Here is a 17694-nt window from a genome sequence, read left to right as displayed (position 1 = left end):
GTGATTCGTCACTGCCGGCGGGACCCCGTACGCTGGTTCTGTTCGGCATCAAATAGTGGGTGCCGAAGACACTGGAGGATTTGAAAACCATGCTGATCGCTCAGCGTCCCTCGCTGACCGAAGAGGTCGTCGACGAGTTCCGCTCGCGGTTCGTGATCGAGCCGCTGGAGCCGGGCTTCGGCTACACCCTCGGCAACTCCCTGCGCCGCACGCTCCTGTCGTCGATCCCGGGTGCCGCTGTCACCAGCATCCGCATCGACGGCGTCCTGCACGAGTTCACCACCGTGCCGGGCGTCAAGGAGGACGTGACCGACCTCATCCTCAACATCAAGCAGCTGGTCGTCTCCTCGGAGCACGACGAGCCGGTCGTGATGTACCTGCGCAAGCAGGGCCCGGGTGTCGTCACCGCCGCCGACATCGCGCCGCCGGCCGGTGTCGAGGTGCACAACCCCGAGCTGGTCCTCGCCACCCTGAACGGCAAGGGCAAGCTGGAGATGGAGCTGACCGTCGAGCGCGGTCGCGGCTACGTCTCCGCCGTCCAGAACAAGGCCTCCGGCCAGGAGATCGGCCGCATCCCGGTCGACTCGATCTACAGCCCGGTGCTGAAGGTCACCTACAAGGTCGAGGCCACCCGTGTCGAGCAGCGGACCGACTTCGACAAGCTGATCGTCGACGTCGAGACCAAGCCCGCCATGCGTCCGCGTGACGCCATGGCCTCGGCCGGCAAGACCCTGGTGGAGCTGTTCGGCCTCGCCCGCGAGCTGAACATCGACGCCGAGGGCATCGACATGGGCCCGTCCCCGACGGACGCCGCCCTCGCCGCCGACCTGGCGCTGCCGATCGAGGAGCTGGAGCTCACCGTCCGCTCCTACAACTGCCTCAAGCGCGAGGGCATCCACACCGTGGGTGAGCTCGTCGCCCGCTCCGAGGCCGACCTGCTCGACATCCGCAACTTCGGCGCGAAGTCGATCGACGAGGTCAAGGCGAAGCTGGCCGGCATGGGCCTGGCCCTCAAGGACAGCCCGCCCGGGTTCGACCCGACCGCCGCCGCCGACGCCTTCGGCGCCGACGACCTGGACGACGCGGGTTACGCCGAGACCGAGCAGTACTGAGAGACTTGACCGCGGGGGCGGTTCTCCGGAACCGCCCCCGTTGTCGTGAAAGTCGTGCGGGCACAGTGCCCGTACGCCCGCTGCGGTACCTGGTACGGCCGCAGTCGGAGATTCGAGGAGTAATTCCATGCCGCGTCCCACCAAGGGTGCCCGCCTCGGCGGTGGCCCGCACCACGAGCCGCTGCTGCTCGCCGGTCTGGCCCGTGAGCTGTTCCAGTACGGCCGCATCACCACCACCGAGGCCAAGGCCCGCCGCCTGCGCCCGCTGGCGGAGAAGCTGATCACCAAGGCGAAGAAGGGCGACCTGCACAACCGTCGCCTGGTGCGCAAGACCATCACCGACGTTGCGGTGCTGCACACCCTCTTCACCGAGATCGCGCCGCGCTACGAGAACCGCCCGGGTGGCTACACCCGCATCACCAAGATCGGTCCCCGTCGTGGCGACAACGCCCCGATGGCCGTGATCGAGCTGGTCGAGGCGCTGACCGTCGCGCAGACCGCCGTCGGCGAGGCCGAGGCCGCCACCCAGCGTGCCGTCAAGGAGGCCGAGGAGGCCAAGGTCGAGGCCCCCAAGGCCGATGAGGCCAGCAAGGCTGACGAGGCTGCCGAGGCCGAGCAGGCCTGACACCTCCAGGTGTTCCGCGGGCCCGTTTTCCCAGCGATGGGGGAGCGGGCCCGTTCCTTTGTCTTCGAGGTCCCCGGGAGAAGAGAAGCAGTGGTCAACGATTGCGCCGAGCAGCCGCCGGTGAAGGACGGCCCGGCCGACGGGCACGTCCGGGTCCGGCTCGACCTCGCCTACCACGGCGCCGAGTTCTCCGGCTGGGCCCGCCAGAAGGGCGGCCGCCGGACGGTCCAGGAGGAGATCGAGACCGCCCTGCAGATCGTCACCCGCAGCTCCGAGCTGTTCCCGCTGACCGTGGCCGGCCGCACCGACGCCGGGGTGCACGCCCGGGGCCAGGTCGCGCACGTCGACCTGCCGGCCGAGCTGTGGGAGGCGCACCGGGAGAAGCTGCTGCGCCGGCTGGCCGGGCGGCTGCCCGGGGACGTCCGGATCTACCGGGTCGGCGAGGCGCCGGCCGGGTTCGACGCGCGCTTCTCGGCGATCTGGCGCCGGTACGCGTACCGGGTCGCCGACCACCCCGGCGGGGTGGACCCGCTGCTGCGCGGGCACGTGCTCTGGCACGACCGGCCGCTCGACCTGGACCGGATGAACGAGGCCGCGAAGCTGCTGCTCGGCGAGCACGACTTCGCCGCGTACTGCAAGAAGCGCGAGGGCGCCACCACCATCCGCACCCTGCTGGAGCTGCACTGGGACCGCGTCCCGGTGGACACCTACGCCGCGCAGGAGGGCTCGCTCGCGGTCGCCACCGTCCGGGCCGACGCGTTCTGTCACAACATGGTCCGCGCCCTGGTCGGCGCGATGCTGCTGGTCGGCGACGGGCACCGGCCGGTGGAGTTCCCGGGCGAGGTGCTGGCCGGCGGGGTCCGCAACTCCGCGGTCAACGTGATCCGGCCGTACGGGCTCACGCTGGAGGAGGTCGGCTACCCGCCGGACGGCCAGCTCGCCGAGCGCAACCGCCAGGCCCGGCGGATGCGCACGCTGCCCGGGCAGCCGGCTGCCCGGTAGCAGTCGCTTCGGGCGGTAATCCGTTTTGGCCCGGCGCGTCCGCTTGCGAGAATCCCTCCCATGGGACACGTCGAGATTTCGCACCTGGAGTACTACCTGCCGGACGGGCGGGTGCTGTTCGACGACGCGTCCTTCCGGGTCGGCGAGGGCTCCGCGGTCGCCCTGGTCGGCGCCAACGGCGCCGGCAAGACCACCCTGCTGCGCATGATCGCGGGCGACCTCCAGCCGCACGGCGGCTCGGTGACGATCAGCGGCGGGCTCGGCGTGATGCGCCAGTTCGTCGGCACCACCGGCCGCGAGGACCAGCAGGCCACCCCGGGCGCGCTCCCGCCGGACGCCTCGGTCCGCGACCTGCTGGTGTCCGTCGCCCCCGAGCGGATCGCCGTCGCCGCCCGCGCGGTGGACGCCGCCGAGCTGGCGATGATCGCCCAGGACGACGAGAAGACCCAGATGGCCTACGCCCAGGCGCTCGCCGACTGGGCCGACGTCGGCGGCTACGACTACGAGACCGACTGGGACGTCTGCACCATGGCGGCCCTCGGCATGCCCTTCGACAAGGCCCAGTGGCGCGGCCTGAACACCCTCTCCGGCGGCGAGCAGAAGCGGCTCGTGCTGGAGGCGCTGCTGCGCGGCCCGGAGGAGGTGCTGCTGCTCGACGAGCCGGACAACTACCTGGACGTCCCGGGCAAGCGCTGGCTGGAGGAGGCCATCAGGGCCACCCCGAAGACCGTCCTGTACATCTCGCACGACCGCGAGCTGCTCTCCCGCACCGCCGACAAGATCATCAGCGTCGAGGCCGGCGCGGCCGGCAGCAGCGTCTGGGTGCACGGCGGCGGCTTCGACACCTTCCACGAGGCCCGCAAGGCCCGATTCGAGCGCTTCGAGGAGCTGCGCCGCCGCTGGGACGAGGAGCACGCCAAGCTCAAGAAGCTGGTCGTCACCCTGCGCCAGGCCGCGGCCGTCAGCCACGACATGGCCTCCCGCTACGCGGCCGCGCAGACCAGGCTGAAGAGGTTCGAGGACGCCGGCCCGCCGGAGGCGCCGCCGCGCGAGCAGAGCATCACCATGCGGCTCAAGGGCGGGCGCACCGGCGTGCGCGCCTTCACCATGGAGCGGCTGGAGCTCACCGGTCTGATGCAGCCCTTCGACCTGGAGGTCTTCTACGGCGAGCGGGTCGCCGTGCTGGGCGCCAACGGCGCCGGCAAGTCGCACCTCCTGCGGCTGCTGGCCGGCGACACGACGGTCGAGCACACGGGCGACTGGAAGCTCGGCGCCCGGGTCGTCCCCGGCCATTTCCGGCAGACCCACGCCCACCCGGAGCTGTTCGGCCGGACGGTGCGCTCGATCGTCGAGGAGGAGCACGCGCTCAGCCGCGGCGCCGCGATGGGCGCGCTGCGCCGGTACGAGCTGGACCGGCAGGAGGAGCAGAAGTTCGAGTCGCTGTCCGGCGGCCAGCAGGCCCGGCTGATGATCCTCAAGCTCGAACTCTCCGGTGTGACGGCGCTGTTGCTCGACGAGCCGACCGACAACCTGGACCTGGAGAGTGCCGAGGCGCTGCAGGCCGGGCTGGAGGCCTTCGACGGCACCGTGCTGTGCGTCACCCACGACCGCTGGTTCGCCAAGACCTTCGACCGCTTCCTGGTGTTCGGGGCGGACGGTCGGGTGTACGAGTCGCCCGAGCCGGTCTGGGACGTCACCCGGGTGGACCGCGAACGCTGAACCGGCGCGGGCCTCCGGCCGGTGGAAGGGGGGCGTTTTTGACCCCTCCCGGCCCGCCCGGTAACCTGGACGCTTGATGTGCGTATTGGCTCGCTCTATCTCACGTGAGAGGTCGGTACGCCGGAGACATCAGGTCGACGACCAGCGGTCCCCCTTGAATTGCGTCCAAGGTTGGCCAGGCTGCTCTTCCGTCCGGGTGCTCCTGTCAGGACTCACTCACTGAAAAGCGAAGGCTACGACCGTGCGTACGTACAGCCCCAAGCCCGGCGACGTCCAGCGTCAGTGGCACGTCATCGACGCGACCGACGTCGTGCTCGGCCGCCTGGCTTCCCAGGCCGCCAACCTCCTCCGGGGCAAGCACAAGGCGATCTACGCGCCGCACGTTGACACTGGTGACTTCGTCATCATCATCAACGCCGACAAGGTGCACCTGTCCGGTAACAAGAAGACCCAGAAGCTGGCCTACCGCCACTCGGGCTTCCCGGGCGGTCTGCGCTCGGTGCGCTACGACGACCTGCTGGCGAACAACCCGGAGAAGGCCGTCGAGAAGGCCATCAAGGGCATGATCCCCAAGAACAGCCTGGGCCGTCAGATGCTCTCGAAGCTGAAGGTCTACTCGGGCGACCAGCACCCGCACGCTGCCCAGCAGCCGGTGCCGTTCGAGATCACCCAGGTCGCGCAGTAATTCGGCCACCAAGCCCCCCAACACTGAAAAGAGCTGAGGAACACCGTGGCCGAGACCACTGAAACCCTTGAGGTCGACTTCGACGAGAACGTCGAGGGCGAGTACACCTCCGAGGAGAGCTACACCTCCGAGTCGCTGGCCGGCCGCTTCGGCGAGGCCATCCCGGGCGCCGGCCTCGGCCGTCGCAAGGAGGCGATCGCCCGCGTGCGCATCGTCCCCGGCACCGGCCAGTGGAAGATCAACGGTCGCACCCTGGAGAACTACTTCCCCAACAAGGTGCACCAGCAGACCGTGAACGAGCCCTTCAAGCTCCTTGAGCTGGACGGCCGTTACGACGTCGTCGCCCGCATCACCGGCGGTGGCGTGTCCGGCCAGGCCTACGCGCTGCGCCTCGGCGTGGCCCGTGCCCTGAACGAGGCCGACGTGGACAACAACCGCGGCGCGCTGAAGAAGGCCGGCTTCCTGACCCGTGACGCCCGCGCCGTCGAGCGCAAGAAGGCCGGTCTGAAGAAGGCCCGCAAGGCGCCGCAGTACAGCAAGCGCTAATCGCGTCCCAGGGGGTTGCGTACCGCCTGGCGGCGCCGCTCCCCTGGTTGCGCAACCGTCGCCCCGGAGTACCACGTGTACTCCGGGGCGACGTGTTCCCCGGCTACTGTGCGGCGGCCGGGGATCGAGTGGACTTCCGGGACGGTTGATGGAGGACGGGACAGTGGGACGACTCTTCGGTACGGACGGCGTGCGCGGGGTGGCCAACGAGGGCCTGACGGCGGAGCTCGCGCTCGGCCTGTCGGTCGCGGCGGCCCACGTGCTCGGTGAGGCCGGCGCCCACGACGGCCACCGGCCGGTCGCGGTGGTCGGCCGGGACCCGCGCGCGTCGGGCGAGTTCCTGGAGGCCGCGGTCATCGCGGGCCTGGCCAGTGCCGGGGTCGACGTGCTCCGCGTCGGGGTGCTGCCCACCCCGGCCGTGGCCTACCTCACCGGGGCGCTCGGCGCCGACTTCGGCGTGATGCTCTCCGCCAGCCACAACGCGATGCCCGACAACGGCATCAAGTTCCTCGCCCGCGGCGGCCACAAGCTGGACGACACGATCGAGGACGCTATCGAGGCCCACTACCGGACCCACACGCTCGGCGGCGAGAACTGGAACCGTCCGACCGGTGCGGCCGTCGGCCGGGTGCGCGAGTACACCGAGGGCTTCGACCGTTACGTCGCCCACCTGATCGGCGTGCTGCCCAACCGTCTGGACGGCATCAAGGTGGTCATCGACGGCGCCCACGGCGCCGCCGCCTACGTCGCCCCCGAGGCCTTCGCCCGGGCCGGCGCCGAGGTCGTCCACACCCTGGGGACGGAGCCCACCGGCCTCAACATCAACGACGGGGTCGGCTCCACCCACCTGGACCGGCTGCGCGCCGCGATGACGGAGCACCAGGCCGACCTCGGCATCGCCCTCGACGGCGACGCCGACCGCTGCCTGGCCGCCGACGCCGACGGCAACGAGGTGGACGGCGACCAGATCATCGCCATCCTCGCCGTCGCCATGAGGGAGGCCGGCACCCTGCGCCGCAACACCGCGGTCGCCACCGTGATGTCCAACCTCGGCTTCAAGCTGGCGATGGAGCGCGAGGGCATCGACCTGGTGGAGACCGCCGTCGGCGACCGCTACGTGCTGGAGGCGATGAAGGAGCAGGGCTTCGCGCTGGGCGGCGAGCAGTCCGGCCACGTCATCCTGCTCGACCACGCCACCACCGGTGACGGCACCCTGACCGGCCTGATGCTGGGCGCCCGGCTAGCTGCCACCAAGCAGCCGCTGGCCGACCTGGCCACCGTGATGACCCGGCTGCCGCAGCTGCTGATCAATGTCAAGGGCGTCGACAAGAGCCGGGTGAAGAGCTGCGCCGAGCTGGCCGCGGCGGTCGCCGAGGCCGAGGCCGAGCTGGGCTCCACCGGCCGGGTGCTGCTGCGCCCGTCGGGCACCGAGCCGCTGGTGCGCGTCATGGTCGAGGCCGCGGACCAGGTCCAGGCGAAGGCCGTCGCCGAGCGGCTGGCCGAGGCCGTCCGGACGTACCTGGGCTGAGCACAACGGACGAAGGGCCCCGCCTTGGGCGGTTTCTAGTGGTCGTTGCAACACGTGGTCGGTTGTCTAGGCCGCGAGGAGTTTAGCCAGACGCTCGGCTGGGGTTTCCCAGCCGAGCGTTTTGCGTGGGCGGCGGTTGAGCTGGTCGGCGACGGCGGCCAGGTGCTCGGGCGTGTGGACCGACAGGTCGGTGCCCTTGGGGAAGTACTGCCGCAGCAGGCCGTTCGTGTTCTCGTTGGAGCCGCGCTGCCAGGGACTGGCCGGGTCGCAGAAGTAGACCGGGATGTCGGTGGCCAGGCTGAACTCCGCGTGCCTGGCCATCTCGCTGCCCTGGTCCCAGGTCAGGGACCGCTTCAGCTGGACCGGGAGTGTCCGGGCGGTGGCCACTAGGGCGTCGCGGACGGTCTCGGCGGTGTGGTCGCCGGGCAGGTGCAGCAGCATCACGTAGCGGGTCGAACGCTCGACCAGGGTGCCGATCGCGGACTTGTGCTCCTTGCCGAGGATCAGATCGCCCTCCCAGTGGCCGGGGACGGCCCAGTCCTCGGCCTCGGCGGGGCGCTCGCTGATCATGACCATCGGGTCGGTGAAGCGGGAACGCCGGCAGTTGGCCTGCCGCTGGGGCCTGCGGCGGGCCCGGCCTGAGCGCAGGGCACCGGCGAGCTCGCGCCGCAGCTCGCCGCGGCCCTGGACGTAGAGCGCCTGGTAGACGGTCTCGTGGACCACGTGCATCTCCGGCCGGTCGGGGAACTGTCGACGTAGAGCGTGGCAGATCTGCTCCGGGCTCCACTGCTCGTCCAGCATCGCCTGGACGGCGGCGTGCAGCTCGGGGTTCTCGGTGATCTTGCGGGCCTTGGGGCGGGGCCGGCGAGCGTCCGCCCTGGCCTGGGCGGCGTGCGGACGGTAGTGCCACTGCCCGCGAGTGCCCTCGGTGCGGTTGCGGCGGATCTCCCGGCTGATGGTGGACGGACTGCGGCCCAGCTCCGCGGCGATGGCCCGCACGGTGGCCTTCTCCCGCAGCCGGTCGGCGATGTGGATCCGCTCGTCCTCGCTCAGATACCGGGAGACACCGGAAGGCGGCACCACCATGCGAATCGGTGGTGCCGCCTTCTGCCGCTGCTCGGCTCCGCGGCCGTGACGCCACTTCTGGCCGGTCCGGCGGGCGATGCCGACGATCCGGCACGCCTCGGTGTTCGTGTAGCCCTGCTGCATGAGCCGGGAGTATGCCTCCCGTTCCCGGCGCAGCTTCACAGGCCCCTGGGCCGTCCGGTCCTTGCGGATCTCGAAGTCCAATGCATCCCCTGAACTGGGGTGTTGCAACGACTCCTAGAACCCAAGTTGCCGGCGTGGGCCCTTCGGCGTGCTCGGAGTCCTGTCGAGGGCTCCGTTCAGGCCTGTTCAGAGCTTGCGGAGCAGTGCCCGGCGCACCTTGTGGTCCTGGCCCTTCTGCAGGATCAGCGTGGCCCGGCCACGGGTCGGCAGGACGTTCTCCAGCAGGTTCGGCTTGTTGATGGTGCGCCAGACCTGACGGCCGTACTCCATCGCCTCCTCCTCCGGCACCTCGGTGAAGCGGCGGAAGTAGGAGTTCGGGTCCTGGAAGGCGGTCTGACGCAGCTTGCGGAAGCGGTCCAGGTACCAGTGCTCGATGTCGTCGGTGCGCGCGTCGACGTAGATCGAGAAGTCGAAGTAGTCGGCCACCGCGAGGCGGGTCCGGCCGTCGGTGCCGGGCAGGGCCGGCTGGAGCACGTTCAGGCCCTCGACGATCAGGATGTCCGGGCGCTCCACGGTGAGCCGCTCGTCGGGCACGATGTCGTACACCAGGTGCGAGTACACCGGGGCGCTGACGCTCTCCCGGCCCGCCTTCACGTCGGCGACGAAGCGCATCAGCGCCCGGCGGTCGTACGACTCGGGGAAGCCCTTGCGCGCCATCAGGCCGCGACGGCGCAGCTCGGCGTTGGGCAGCAGGAAGCCGTCCGTGGTGACCAGCTCCACCCGCGGGTGCTCGGGCCAGCGGGCCAGCAGGGCCTGGAGCAGACGGGCGGTGGTGGACTTGCCGACCGCGACCGAACCGGCCACGCCGATGATGAACGGGGTGCGGGTGCGCTCGGTGTCCGGCGTGTCCAGGAAGGTGCCCAGGGCGCCGCGCAGCTCGTGCGTGGCGTGGATGTACAGGTTGAGCAGCCGGGACAGCGGCAGGTAGACGTCGCGGACCTCGTCCAGGTCGAGGGCGGTGCCGAGGCCCCGCAGCCGTTCCACCTCCTCCGCGGTCAGCGGCAGCGGCGTACGCTCGCGCAGCGCGCTCCACTCGGCCCGGCTCAGGTCCACGTAGGGGGACGGCGACGGACCGGGCGTGGCGGCGCCCCGCGTACAGAGTTCGGTCAGCACATGGTCCATTGTGAGCCGTGGCGGCGTTCACGGTGGTTGTGGTGTCGGTCACGCGCTGTTGGCGAAAGGGGGGAAGACGGCCTCAGACCCGCCCTTATGCTGGCACGCATGTGCGGAATTGTTGGATACGTGGGCGCGCAGTCCGCCCTCGACGTAGTAATCGCAGGCCTGCAGCGGCTGGAGTACCGGGGTTACGACTCGGCCGGTGTCGCGGTGCAGGTCCAGGACTCCGACGGGCAGTGGAGCCTGTCCACCGACAAGCGGGCCGGCAAGCTCGCCAACCTGCAGAAGTCCCTCGCCGAGACCCCGCTGCCCGACAGCACCACCGGCATCGGCCACACCCGCTGGGCCACCCACGGCGGTCCGACGGACGCCAACGCCCACCCCCACCTGGACGACGACCGCCGGGTGGCCGTCGTGCACAACGGGATCATCGAGAACTTCGCCCAGCTGCGCGCCGAGATCGCCGAGCGCGGCCACACGCTGCGCTCCGAGACCGACACCGAGGTCGTCGCGCACCTGCTCGGCGAGGCGTACGACGGCGACCTCGCGGAGGCCATGCGGGCGGTCTGCCGCCGGCTGGACGGCGCCTTCACCCTCGTCGCCGTGCACGCCGACGCGCCGGACGTCGTCGTCGGCGCCCGCCGCAACTCGCCGCTGGTCGTCGGGCGCGGCGAGGGCGAGAACTTCCTCGCCTCCGACGTCGCCGCGTTCATCGCGCACACGCGCGAGGCCATCGAGCTCGGCCAGGACCAGGTCGTCGAGCTGCGCCGGGACGGCGTCACCGTCACCAACTTCGACGGCACCCCGGCCGAGGTGCGCGAGTACCACGTCGACTGGGACGCCTCCGCCGCCGAGAAGGGCGGCTACGACTACTTCATGCTCAAGGAGATCGCCGAGCAGCCGAAGGCCGTCGCCGACACCCTGCTCGGCCGGATCGGCACCGACGGCCGGCTGACCCTGGACGAGCTGCGCATCTCCGACGCCGACCTGCGTTCCGTCGACAAGGTCGTCATCGTCGCCTGCGGCACCGCGTTCCACGCCGGCATGATCGCCAAGTACGCGATCGAGCACTGGACCCGCATCCCCTGCGAGGTCGAGGTCGCCTCCGAGTTCCGCTACCGCGACCCGATCATGGGCCCGGGCACGCTGGTCATCGCCATCTCGCAGTCCGGCGAGACCATGGACACCCTGATGGCCCTGCGGCACGCCCGCGAGCAGGGCGCCAAGGTGCTCGCGATCTGCAACACCAACGGCTCCACCATCCCGCGCGAGTCGGACGCGGTGCTGTACACCCACGCCGGGCCGGAGGTCGCCGTCGCGTCCACCAAGGCGTTCCTCACCCAGCTGGTCGCGTGCTACCTGGTCGCCCTCTACCTGGGCCAGGTCCGCGGCACCAAGTGGGGCGACGAGATCTTCACCATCATCCGTGAGCTCGGCGACGCGCCCAAGCAGGTCGAGCAGGTGCTGGAGACCATGGAGCCGGTCCGCGAGCTGGCCCGCTCCCTCGCCGACGCCCGCTCGGTGCTGTTCCTCGGCCGGCACGTCGGCTTCCCGGTGGCCCTGGAGGGCGCGCTCAAGCTCAAGGAACTCGCCTACATGCACGCCGAGGGCTTCGCGGCCGGCGAGCTGAAGCACGGCCCGATCGCGCTCATCGAGGAGGGGCTGCCGGTCGTCGTGGTCGTGCCCTCGCCGCGCGGGCGGTCGATCCTGCACGACAAGATCGTGTCGAACATCCAGGAGATCCGGGCCCGCGGCGCCCGCACGATCGTGATCGCGGAGGAGGGCGACGAGGCCGTCGTCCCGTACGCGGACCACCTGATCCGCATCCCGGTGACCCCGACCCTGCTCCAGCCGCTGGTCTCCACCGTCCCGCTGCAGGTCTTCGCCTGCGAGCTGGCCACGGCGAAGGGCCACGAGGTCGACCAGCCGCGCAACCTGGCGAAGTCGGTCACCGTCGAGTAAGTCCGCGCTCGTCGGCGACGGCGCCCCTGCGGTGGCTGCGTCCTACCGCAGGGGCGCCGTGTCGAGCGTGAAGGAGAACGGGGCGGGGAGGTCGATCGGCTTGCCGAATGGGACCGGCTCCTTCTCCGTGTAATCGTCGCCCTCGGGCTTGGTGAACAGGGTGACCTTGCCGTCGCTGCGGTCGACCAACAGGTAGCAGGGGATGCCGGCGGCGGCGTACCCACGGCGCTTCTGCTCACGGTCGCGGCGTGGACTGCTGGACGTGACTTCGAAGACCAGCAACACGCCGGCGGCGTCCGCCCACGAACCGGCATTCAGGAAGTGGTTGACCGGGCTGACGGTGCCATCAGGGATGAACCGCCCAGTCGGTACGATCAACCCCTTGTTGCCGGAGAGGTCGAGGTCGATCGCGGCTTTGCGGAAGAACTGCTTTGCGAGCAGCGAGAACGCGGTCTCGTGTTCTCCGTCCGGCGGTGGTGCCACGACGATCTCCCCTTCGACGAGCTCTGCCTTGTAGCCAGGCGGTGTGTCCAGCTCCAGGAACGCCTGGAGGAGGTTGTCCTGGCCCCGCGGGCCCTCGACAGCTGGCATGGCGACCATGGCCCTTCTCCCTCCTGCTGGTCCGTGCCGAGCCACAAGGTAGGCGTACAGACCGGAGCCGGTGGGGGATCGAAGTGGTTGTCACTCGAAAGTGTGCCGCAGACCGGCCTGCCGTGGGGCGGTGGCGCGGGCTAGCGTCGGGGTAGCCGACTGCTGGAGGAGTCCCCGCATGCGCCACGCCCATCGCGTCGAAATCGTCCGGGCCTCGGAGGCCGAGCTGATGGCACGGCTGCCGGAGGGCACGCTGATGCAGCGGGCGGCCGCCGGGCTGGCGGCGACGTGTGCGCGGCTGCTGACGGGGCGTCGGGGCCGGGTGTACGGCAGCCGGGTGGTGGTGCTGGCGGGCAGTGGGGACAACGGGGGTGACGCCCTGTACGCCGGCGCGGCGCTCGCGCGGCGCGGGGCGCGGGTGACGGCGGTGCTGCTCGCGCCCGAGCGGGTGCACGCGGGCGGGCTGGCCGCGGTGCGGTCGGCGCGCGGGCGCGTGGTGGTGGAGCGGGAGACCGGTCTGGCCGAATTCTCGCGCGCGGACCTGGTGCTGGACGGGATCGTCGGCATCGGCGGCCGGGGCGGGCTGCGGGCCGGGGCCCGGTCGTACGCGGAGGCCGCGCGGCGCGGCGTCGTGGTGGCCGTGGACCTGCCCAGCGGGGTGGACGCCGACACCGGCGAGGTACCGGGGGCGGCGCTGCGCGCGGACGTCACGGTCTGCTTCGGCACGTACAAGCCGGGCCTGCTGGTCGACCCCGGGGCCTCGTACGCGGGCGCCGTCCAGCTCGTCGGCATCGGGCTGGAGCTGCCGCCCCCGGACGTGACGGCCCTGCAGCACGCGGACGTGGCGGCGCTGCTGCCGGTGCCGGACGTGGAGAGCGACAAGTACCGGCGGGGCGTCGTCGGGGTGGCGGCCGGCTCGGCGACGTACCCGGGTGCGGCGGTGCTGGCCGTCGCCGGGGCGCTGCGGGGCGGCGCGGGGGCCGTCCGGTACGTCGGTACGGCGGCCGAGGAGGTGGTGCGGCGCTTCCCCGAGACGCTGGTCACCGAGGGCGGGCCGCACGGCGCCGGGCGGGTGCAGGCCTGGGTGGTCGGCCCCGGCGGCGGCGAGGGCGCGCGGCAGACGCTGGCCGAGGCGCTGGCGAGCGACGTCCCGGTGCTGGTGGACGCGGACGGGCTGACCGAGCTGGGCCGGCTCGGCCCGGGTGCCCTGGCGGGCCGGACGGCGCCCACCCTGCTCACCCCGCACACCGGCGAGGCCGCCCGGCTGCTCGCCGGCGCGGACGGCACCGCGCCGCCGGCGGCCGCCGACCTGGCCGCGGCCCGGCTGGCCACGGCGCGCCGGCTGGCGGCGGCGTACCGGGCGACGGTCCTGCTCAAGGGCTCCACCACGGTGATCGCCGACCCGGGTGGCGCGGTCCGGGTCAACCCGACCGGCACCTCCTGGCTGGCCACCGCCGGCAGCGGCGACGTCCTGGCAGGTCTGGCCGGCTCCCTGCTGGCCGCCGGTCTGCCGGCGCTGGACGCCGCGTCGGTCGCCGCCTACTTGCACGGGCTGGCGGGCCGCCACGCGGCGGGCGAGCCGGGAGCGCCGGTGACGGCGTCGTGGGTGGCCGAGGCACTGCCCGTGGTGTGGCGGGGCGTACGGGAGGGGTAACCGGAACCGGGAGCGCCGAATCGGGCGTCAACACCAGGGGAAGGCGGTCCGGCGAAGGTCGCGGCAGCGCGCGGGCGGCGGCCGCGGGACGCCGCGCCGACGGGCCGTTCGGCGAGGACTCCGAGGCGTCTGGGAGACTGACCCTGATGACAACTGCGAAGACGGCCGGCTCGGCCACCCTCACCGACGGCGTACGGGCCGAGGCGACCATCGATCTGGGCGCCCTGCGCGGCAACCTCGCCGCGCTGCGCGAACGCGTCGGCAGCGCGGCGGTGATGCTCGCGGTCAAGGCGGACGCCTACGGCCACGGCGCGATCGCGTGTGCCCGCGAGGCGGTCGCGAACGGGGTCGGCTGGCTGGGCTGCGCGACGCCCGAGGAGGCGCTGGCCCTGCGCGCCGGGGGCATCCGCCCGGACCAGGCCCGCATCCTGTGCTGGCTGTGGACGCCCGGCGGCCCGTGGCGCGAGGCGCTGCTCTCGGACCTGGACATCTCGGTCAGCGGCCGGTGGGCGCTGGACGAGCTGCTGCCGGCCGTCCGCGAGACCGGCATCCCGGCCCGGGTGCACCTGAAGGCGGACACAGGACTCGGCCGCAACGGCTGCCAGCCGCACGACTGGCCGGAGCTCGTCGCCGCCGCCCGCCGCGCCGAGGCGGAGGGGCTGCTCCGGGTGGTCGGCGTCTGGTCGCACTTCGCCGCCGCGGACGAGCCCGGGCACCCGTCGATCCAGGCCCAGCTGGACTCCTACCGGCGCGCGCTGGCGGACGCCGAGGCGGCCGGGCTGCGCCCGGAGGTCCGTCACCTGGCGAACTCGCCGGCCACGCTGCTGCTGCCGGACTCGCACTTCGACATGGTCCGCACCGGCCTGGCCGCGTACGGGCTGTCGCCGGTGCCCGAGGTGGGCTCGCCGGCCGACTTCGGGCTGCGCCCGGTGATGGCGCTGGCGGCGCGGCTGGCGCTGGTGAAGCAGGTGCCGGGCGGGCACGGCGTCAGCTACGGCCACCACTACGTCACTCCCGGGCCGACCACGCTGGGGCTGGTCCCGGTCGGTTACGGCGACGGCGTTCCGCGGCACGCGAGCGGCACCGGCCCGGTGCAGATCGGCGGCAAGTGGCGCACGGTGGCCGGCCGGGTGGCGATGGACCAGTTCGTCGTGGACCTGGGCGGGGACATCCCGGAGATCGGTGACGAGGTGCTGCTGTTCGGCAACGGCGAGCGCGGCGAGCCGACCGCCGAGGACTGGGGCCGGGCCTGCGGCACCATCGCGTACGAGATCGTGACGCGGATCGGCGCCCGGGTGCCGCGCCGCTACGTCGGCGGTACCGCCATCGGCACCGGCGCGGGTGCGATCGCATGAGTGAGGCGGCCGACGGCCCGGTCGAGGTGGTCGCGAAGGCGGCGTCCGGTGTGAGCCGGGCGGGCGTCATCGGGATCTCGGTCGGTGTGCTGGCGGCCGGGGCGGCGGCAGGTGTGGCGATAGAGCGGCTGACGGTCGGCCGGGCGACCCGCCGCCGGGCCCGGGCCGAGCTGGACGCCGGCGCTCCGTACGGTTCGCTGCGCGGGCGCCCGCTGACGGTGGCCGCGCCGGACGGCAGCGAGCTGTACGTCGAGCTGGACGGCACCGGCTGGGCCGAGCCGGACGGTGACGGCTCCGGGGCCGAGCCGCTGACCGTGGTGTTCTGCCACGGGTACTGCCTGAACCAGGACAGCTGGCACTTCCAGCGGACGGCGCTGCGAGAGGGCATGCGGCTGGTCTTCTGGGACCAGCGCAGCCACGGCCGTTCCGAGCGCTCACGGTCGTACGTGGCGGGCGAGCCGGCCAGCATCGACCAGCTGGGCGGGGACCTCAAGGCGGTGATCGACGCCGTGGCGCCGACCGGGCCGTTGGTGCTGGTCGGCCATTCGATGGGCGGCATGACGCTGATGGCGCTGGCCGACCAGCACCCGGAGCTGTTCCGGGAGCGGGTCGCCGGGGTGGCGCTGGTCGGCACGCTCGCGGGGAACTGGGACCAGGTCAGCCTGGGCCTGCCGTCGGCGGGCGCCAAGCTGTTCCGGAAGGCCGCGCCCGGGGTGATGAGGCTGCTGGGCCGTCAGGTCGAGCTCGTGGAGGCGACCCGGCGGTTCGGCTCGGACGTCACGTCCGTCTTCTACCGGAGGTTCTCCTTCGGCGGAAGGGACGTCGACCCGGGCGTGGTGCGGTTCGCCGAGCAGCTTCTGGACGCCACCCCGATCGACGTGGTCGCCGAGTTCTACCCGGTGTTCGGCGCGCACGAGAAGACCGCCGCGCTGGCTGCCCTGCGCGGCCTGCCCGTGCTGGTGCTGGCCGGCACCAAGGACCTGCTGACCCCGCCCGTGCACAGCGAGGCGATGGCCGAGCAGCTGCCGGGGGCGGAGCTGGTCCTGGTCGAGGGCGCCGGCCACCTGGTGATGCTGGAGCGTCCGGAGCTGGTGGACCGCCGCCTGGTCGACCTGCTGCGCCGGGCCGCCGCCTTCCGCGGCGCCGCGCCGCTGCCGTCGGCGGTGCTCGACCGGATCTGACGTCCGACCCGGACGCCGGTGGCCCGGCACCCCTTGCTCAGGGGTGCCGGGCCACCGTCCGTCCGTGCGGATCAGGCGCTCGCGTCGCCCTTGCGGCGGCGCAGCACGACCAGCGTGCCGACACCGGCGACCAGCACGGCGCCGCCAGCCGCGGCGAGGGCGGCGGTGTGGTCACCGCCACCCGTGGTCGCCAGGTTGGAGCCGCCGGACGGGCGGGCGGCGGCCTTGTCCTTCGCCTTGGCGACGGTGCCGGCGGACGGCTTCGGCGCGTTGACCGTGGCCGGGGTGAGGTGCGAGGCCGGCACCACGGCGGCGCCCGGCGCGGAGGTGGCCGGAGTCGGCGCCGCGGTCGGCGCGCCCGGCGCGGAGGCGGCCGGCGCGGGCTTGGCCGAGGTGGTGGTCGCGCCGGCGGTCGGCGTGGCGGCGTGCGAGGCGGTGGCCGAGGCCGACGCGGTGGCGCTCGCGGTGGCGGTGGCGCTCGCGGAGGCGGACGCGGTGGCGGTCGCGGTGGGCTTGGCCGTGGGGGTGGCCGGGGCCGAAGCGGTCGGGCTCGCCGTGCCGCCACCGGGCGCGACGATGGCGAACTGGGCCACCCCGCTGACACTTGCGACCTCCTGCGACTCGGCCTGGTCCGGGTCGAACGAGGTGATCATGAACTGCATGGCCGCATTGTCGGCGACGGCCTCCTTGGTCAGCGACAGGCGGACCTGGATGGTCAGGCTCTCGCCGCGCGCCAGGAACAGGTAGGCGTCGTCGGACTCGACACCGTTCTCCATCGAACCCAGCAGGGCGACCGGGTAGGCCTCCTTGGGGTCGGTAACGAAGGAGGCGTCGCGCCACTCCTTGGAGTCGACGTCCTGGTACTGGATCTTCTCGCGGCCGGCGTACAGCGGGGAGTGCTCCGCGCCGGTGGCCAGGAAGGGCAGGAAGACGATGTCGTGGCCGACGGTGTTGTCGATCTGGACGGTGAAGGTTGCCGCAGGGCCGCCGGCGACGATCCGGTCCGGAACGTTCTTGATCGAGACCTGCGGACGGACGTCCTTGGCGTCCGCCTGCGCGAGGGTGACGGCCGAGGTGGCGGCGAGCGCGGGGGCGGCGAGCGCGACCGGGGCAGCGGCGAGGACGGAGGCCGAGGCCAGGGTGGCGGCGGATATCGCGAGACCGCGACGGAGCTTCATGTGCGGGGACCTCAGAGGTTGGTCGGGCCCGTGGTGAGACGGCCCCGGGGGGTGGGGAGACGGGCCGGGCGTGGCCTGTGGGTTCCCGCCCGTCCCGGTGATCAGGCGCGAACGGTATCCGCAGGGTGAGAACCACCTGAGAGGGGGGTCCAGTCCGGCGTGGGTGCCGTG

15 protein-coding genes are annotated in these 17694 nt (G+C 72.4%); 11 read left to right on the top strand and 4 right to left on the bottom strand.

Going from position 1 to position 17694, the window contains the following annotated elements:
• Positions 1-89: 89 nt before the first annotated feature.
• The 7 genes from F7Q99_RS10285 (at position 90) to glmM (ending at position 7217) form a co-directional block, all read left to right on the top strand.
• Positions 90-1112, top strand: a complete 1023-nt coding sequence (locus F7Q99_RS10285) for a DNA-directed RNA polymerase subunit alpha (RefSeq protein ID WP_030055844.1) — start codon at positions 90-92, stop codon at positions 1110-1112.
• Between the two features lie 127 nt (positions 1113-1239).
• Positions 1240-1737: a 50S ribosomal protein L17 gene (rplQ, locus tag F7Q99_RS10280; RefSeq protein ID WP_153460981.1), complete on the top strand. Its 498-nt coding sequence runs from the start codon at positions 1240-1242 to the stop codon at positions 1735-1737.
• A gap of 90 nt (positions 1738-1827) precedes the next feature.
• Positions 1828-2739: a tRNA pseudouridine(38-40) synthase TruA gene (gene truA / locus F7Q99_RS10275; RefSeq protein WP_326846500.1), complete on the top strand. Its 912-nt coding sequence runs from the start codon at positions 1828-1830 to the stop codon at positions 2737-2739.
• A gap of 60 nt (positions 2740-2799) precedes the next feature.
• Entirely contained in the window at positions 2800-4458 is a 1659-nt protein-coding gene (locus F7Q99_RS10270) for an ABC-F family ATP-binding cassette domain-containing protein (RefSeq protein ID WP_153460979.1), read from the top strand.
• Positions 4459-4699: 241 nt separating this feature from the next.
• Entirely contained in the window at positions 4700-5143 is a 444-nt protein-coding gene (gene rplM / locus F7Q99_RS10265) for a 50S ribosomal protein L13 (protein ID WP_030055846.1), read from the top strand.
• Positions 5144-5188: 45 nt separating this feature from the next.
• Positions 5189-5689 carry a 30S ribosomal protein S9 gene (gene rpsI / locus F7Q99_RS10260; protein WP_326846499.1) on the top strand — a complete coding sequence of 167 codons (501 nt, stop codon included), beginning with the start codon at positions 5189-5191 and terminating at the stop codon, positions 5687-5689.
• A 163-nt stretch (positions 5690-5852) separates the two neighbouring features.
• Positions 5853-7217, top strand: a complete 1365-nt coding sequence (glmM, locus tag F7Q99_RS10255; RefSeq protein WP_326846498.1) for a phosphoglucosamine mutase — start codon at positions 5853-5855, stop codon at positions 7215-7217.
• A gap of 66 nt (positions 7218-7283) precedes the next feature.
• On the opposite strand, the gene F7Q99_RS10250 is transcribed toward glmM, so the two are convergent.
• Positions 7284-8426: an IS30 family transposase gene (locus tag F7Q99_RS10250; RefSeq protein WP_407697848.1), complete on the bottom strand. Its 1143-nt coding sequence runs from the start codon at positions 8424-8426 to the stop codon at positions 7284-7286.
• A gap of 186 nt (positions 8427-8612) precedes the next feature.
• Complete coding sequence (gene coaA / locus F7Q99_RS10245) at positions 8613-9608, bottom strand: type I pantothenate kinase (protein WP_153460975.1); 996 nt, start codon at positions 9606-9608, stop codon at positions 8613-8615.
• Positions 9609-9707: 99 nt separating this feature from the next.
• Between coaA and glmS the strand changes: the two genes are divergently transcribed.
• A complete protein-coding gene (gene glmS / locus F7Q99_RS10240) occupies positions 9708-11564 on the top strand; it encodes a glutamine--fructose-6-phosphate transaminase (isomerizing) (protein WP_153460974.1) in 1857 nt (618 codons plus the stop codon).
• A 42-nt stretch (positions 11565-11606) separates the two neighbouring features.
• Here glmS and F7Q99_RS10235 read toward each other — a convergent pair whose 3' ends face one another.
• The gene (locus tag F7Q99_RS10235) at positions 11607-12164 is read right to left on the bottom strand and encodes a Uma2 family endonuclease (protein WP_230210183.1); all 558 of its coding nucleotides are present in this window, start codon (positions 12162-12164) and stop codon (positions 11607-11609) included.
• A gap of 169 nt (positions 12165-12333) precedes the next feature.
• Here F7Q99_RS10235 and F7Q99_RS10230 point away from each other — a divergent pair, with 169 nt between their 5' ends.
• From F7Q99_RS10230 to F7Q99_RS10220, 3 genes are all read left to right on the top strand, one after another.
• Positions 12334-13809 carry an NAD(P)H-hydrate dehydratase gene (locus F7Q99_RS10230; protein ID WP_153460973.1) on the top strand — a complete coding sequence of 492 codons (1476 nt, stop codon included), beginning with the start codon at positions 12334-12336 and terminating at the stop codon, positions 13807-13809.
• Between the two features lie 146 nt (positions 13810-13955).
• Positions 13956-15164 carry an alanine racemase gene (alr, locus tag F7Q99_RS10225; RefSeq protein WP_153460972.1) on the top strand — a complete coding sequence of 403 codons (1209 nt, stop codon included), beginning with the start codon at positions 13956-13958 and terminating at the stop codon, positions 15162-15164.
• Positions 15161-16345 carry an alpha/beta fold hydrolase gene (locus F7Q99_RS10220; protein WP_153460971.1) on the top strand — a complete coding sequence of 395 codons (1185 nt, stop codon included), beginning with the start codon at positions 15161-15163 and terminating at the stop codon, positions 16343-16345. The genes alr and F7Q99_RS10220 overlap by 4 nt, the downstream gene beginning before the upstream one ends.
• Positions 16346-16416: 71 nt before the next feature.
• On the opposite strand, the gene F7Q99_RS10215 is transcribed toward F7Q99_RS10220, so the two are convergent.
• Positions 16417-17523, bottom strand: coding sequence for an LPXTG cell wall anchor domain-containing protein (locus F7Q99_RS10215; protein ID WP_153460970.1), 1107 nt, complete (start codon positions 17521-17523; stop codon positions 16417-16419).
• Between the last annotated feature and the right edge of the window lie 171 nt (positions 17524-17694).

This window comes from Streptomyces kaniharaensis, assembly GCF_009569385.1.
Classification (GTDB): Bacteria; Actinomycetota; Actinomycetes; order Streptomycetales; family Streptomycetaceae; genus Kitasatospora; species Kitasatospora kaniharaensis.
This window is presented reverse-complemented; position numbering and strand designations above follow the sequence as displayed.

What these genes read in the sequence shown, in the direction of transcription:
- alr (WP_153460972.1), top strand. Translation starts at nt 13,956, where the DNA reads ATGACAACTGCGAAGACGGCCGGCTCGGCCACCCTCACCGACGGCGTA.
- F7Q99_RS10235 (WP_230210183.1), bottom strand. Translation starts at nt 12,164, where the DNA reads ATGGTCGCCATGCCAGCTGTCGAGGGCCCGCGGGGCCAGGACAACCTC.
- F7Q99_RS10270 (WP_153460979.1), top strand. Translation starts at nt 2,800, where the DNA reads ATGGGACACGTCGAGATTTCGCACCTGGAGTACTACCTGCCGGACGGG.
- F7Q99_RS10250 (WP_407697848.1), bottom strand. Translation starts at nt 8,426, where the DNA reads ATGCAGCAGGGCTACACGAACACCGAGGCGTGCCGGATCGTCGGCATC.
- rplQ (WP_153460981.1), top strand. Translation starts at nt 1,240, where the DNA reads ATGCCGCGTCCCACCAAGGGTGCCCGCCTCGGCGGTGGCCCGCACCAC.
- glmS (WP_153460974.1), top strand. Translation starts at nt 9,708, where the DNA reads ATGTGCGGAATTGTTGGATACGTGGGCGCGCAGTCCGCCCTCGACGTA.
- F7Q99_RS10220 (WP_153460971.1), top strand. Translation starts at nt 15,161, where the DNA reads ATGAGTGAGGCGGCCGACGGCCCGGTCGAGGTGGTCGCGAAGGCGGCG.
- F7Q99_RS10230 (WP_153460973.1), top strand. Translation starts at nt 12,334, where the DNA reads ATGCGCCACGCCCATCGCGTCGAAATCGTCCGGGCCTCGGAGGCCGAG.
- coaA (WP_153460975.1), bottom strand. Translation starts at nt 9,608, where the DNA reads ATGGACCATGTGCTGACCGAACTCTGTACGCGGGGCGCCGCCACGCCC.
- F7Q99_RS10285 (WP_030055844.1), top strand. Translation starts at nt 90, where the DNA reads ATGCTGATCGCTCAGCGTCCCTCGCTGACCGAAGAGGTCGTCGACGAG.
- F7Q99_RS10215 (WP_153460970.1), bottom strand. Translation starts at nt 17,523, where the DNA reads ATGAAGCTCCGTCGCGGTCTCGCGATATCCGCCGCCACCCTGGCCTCG.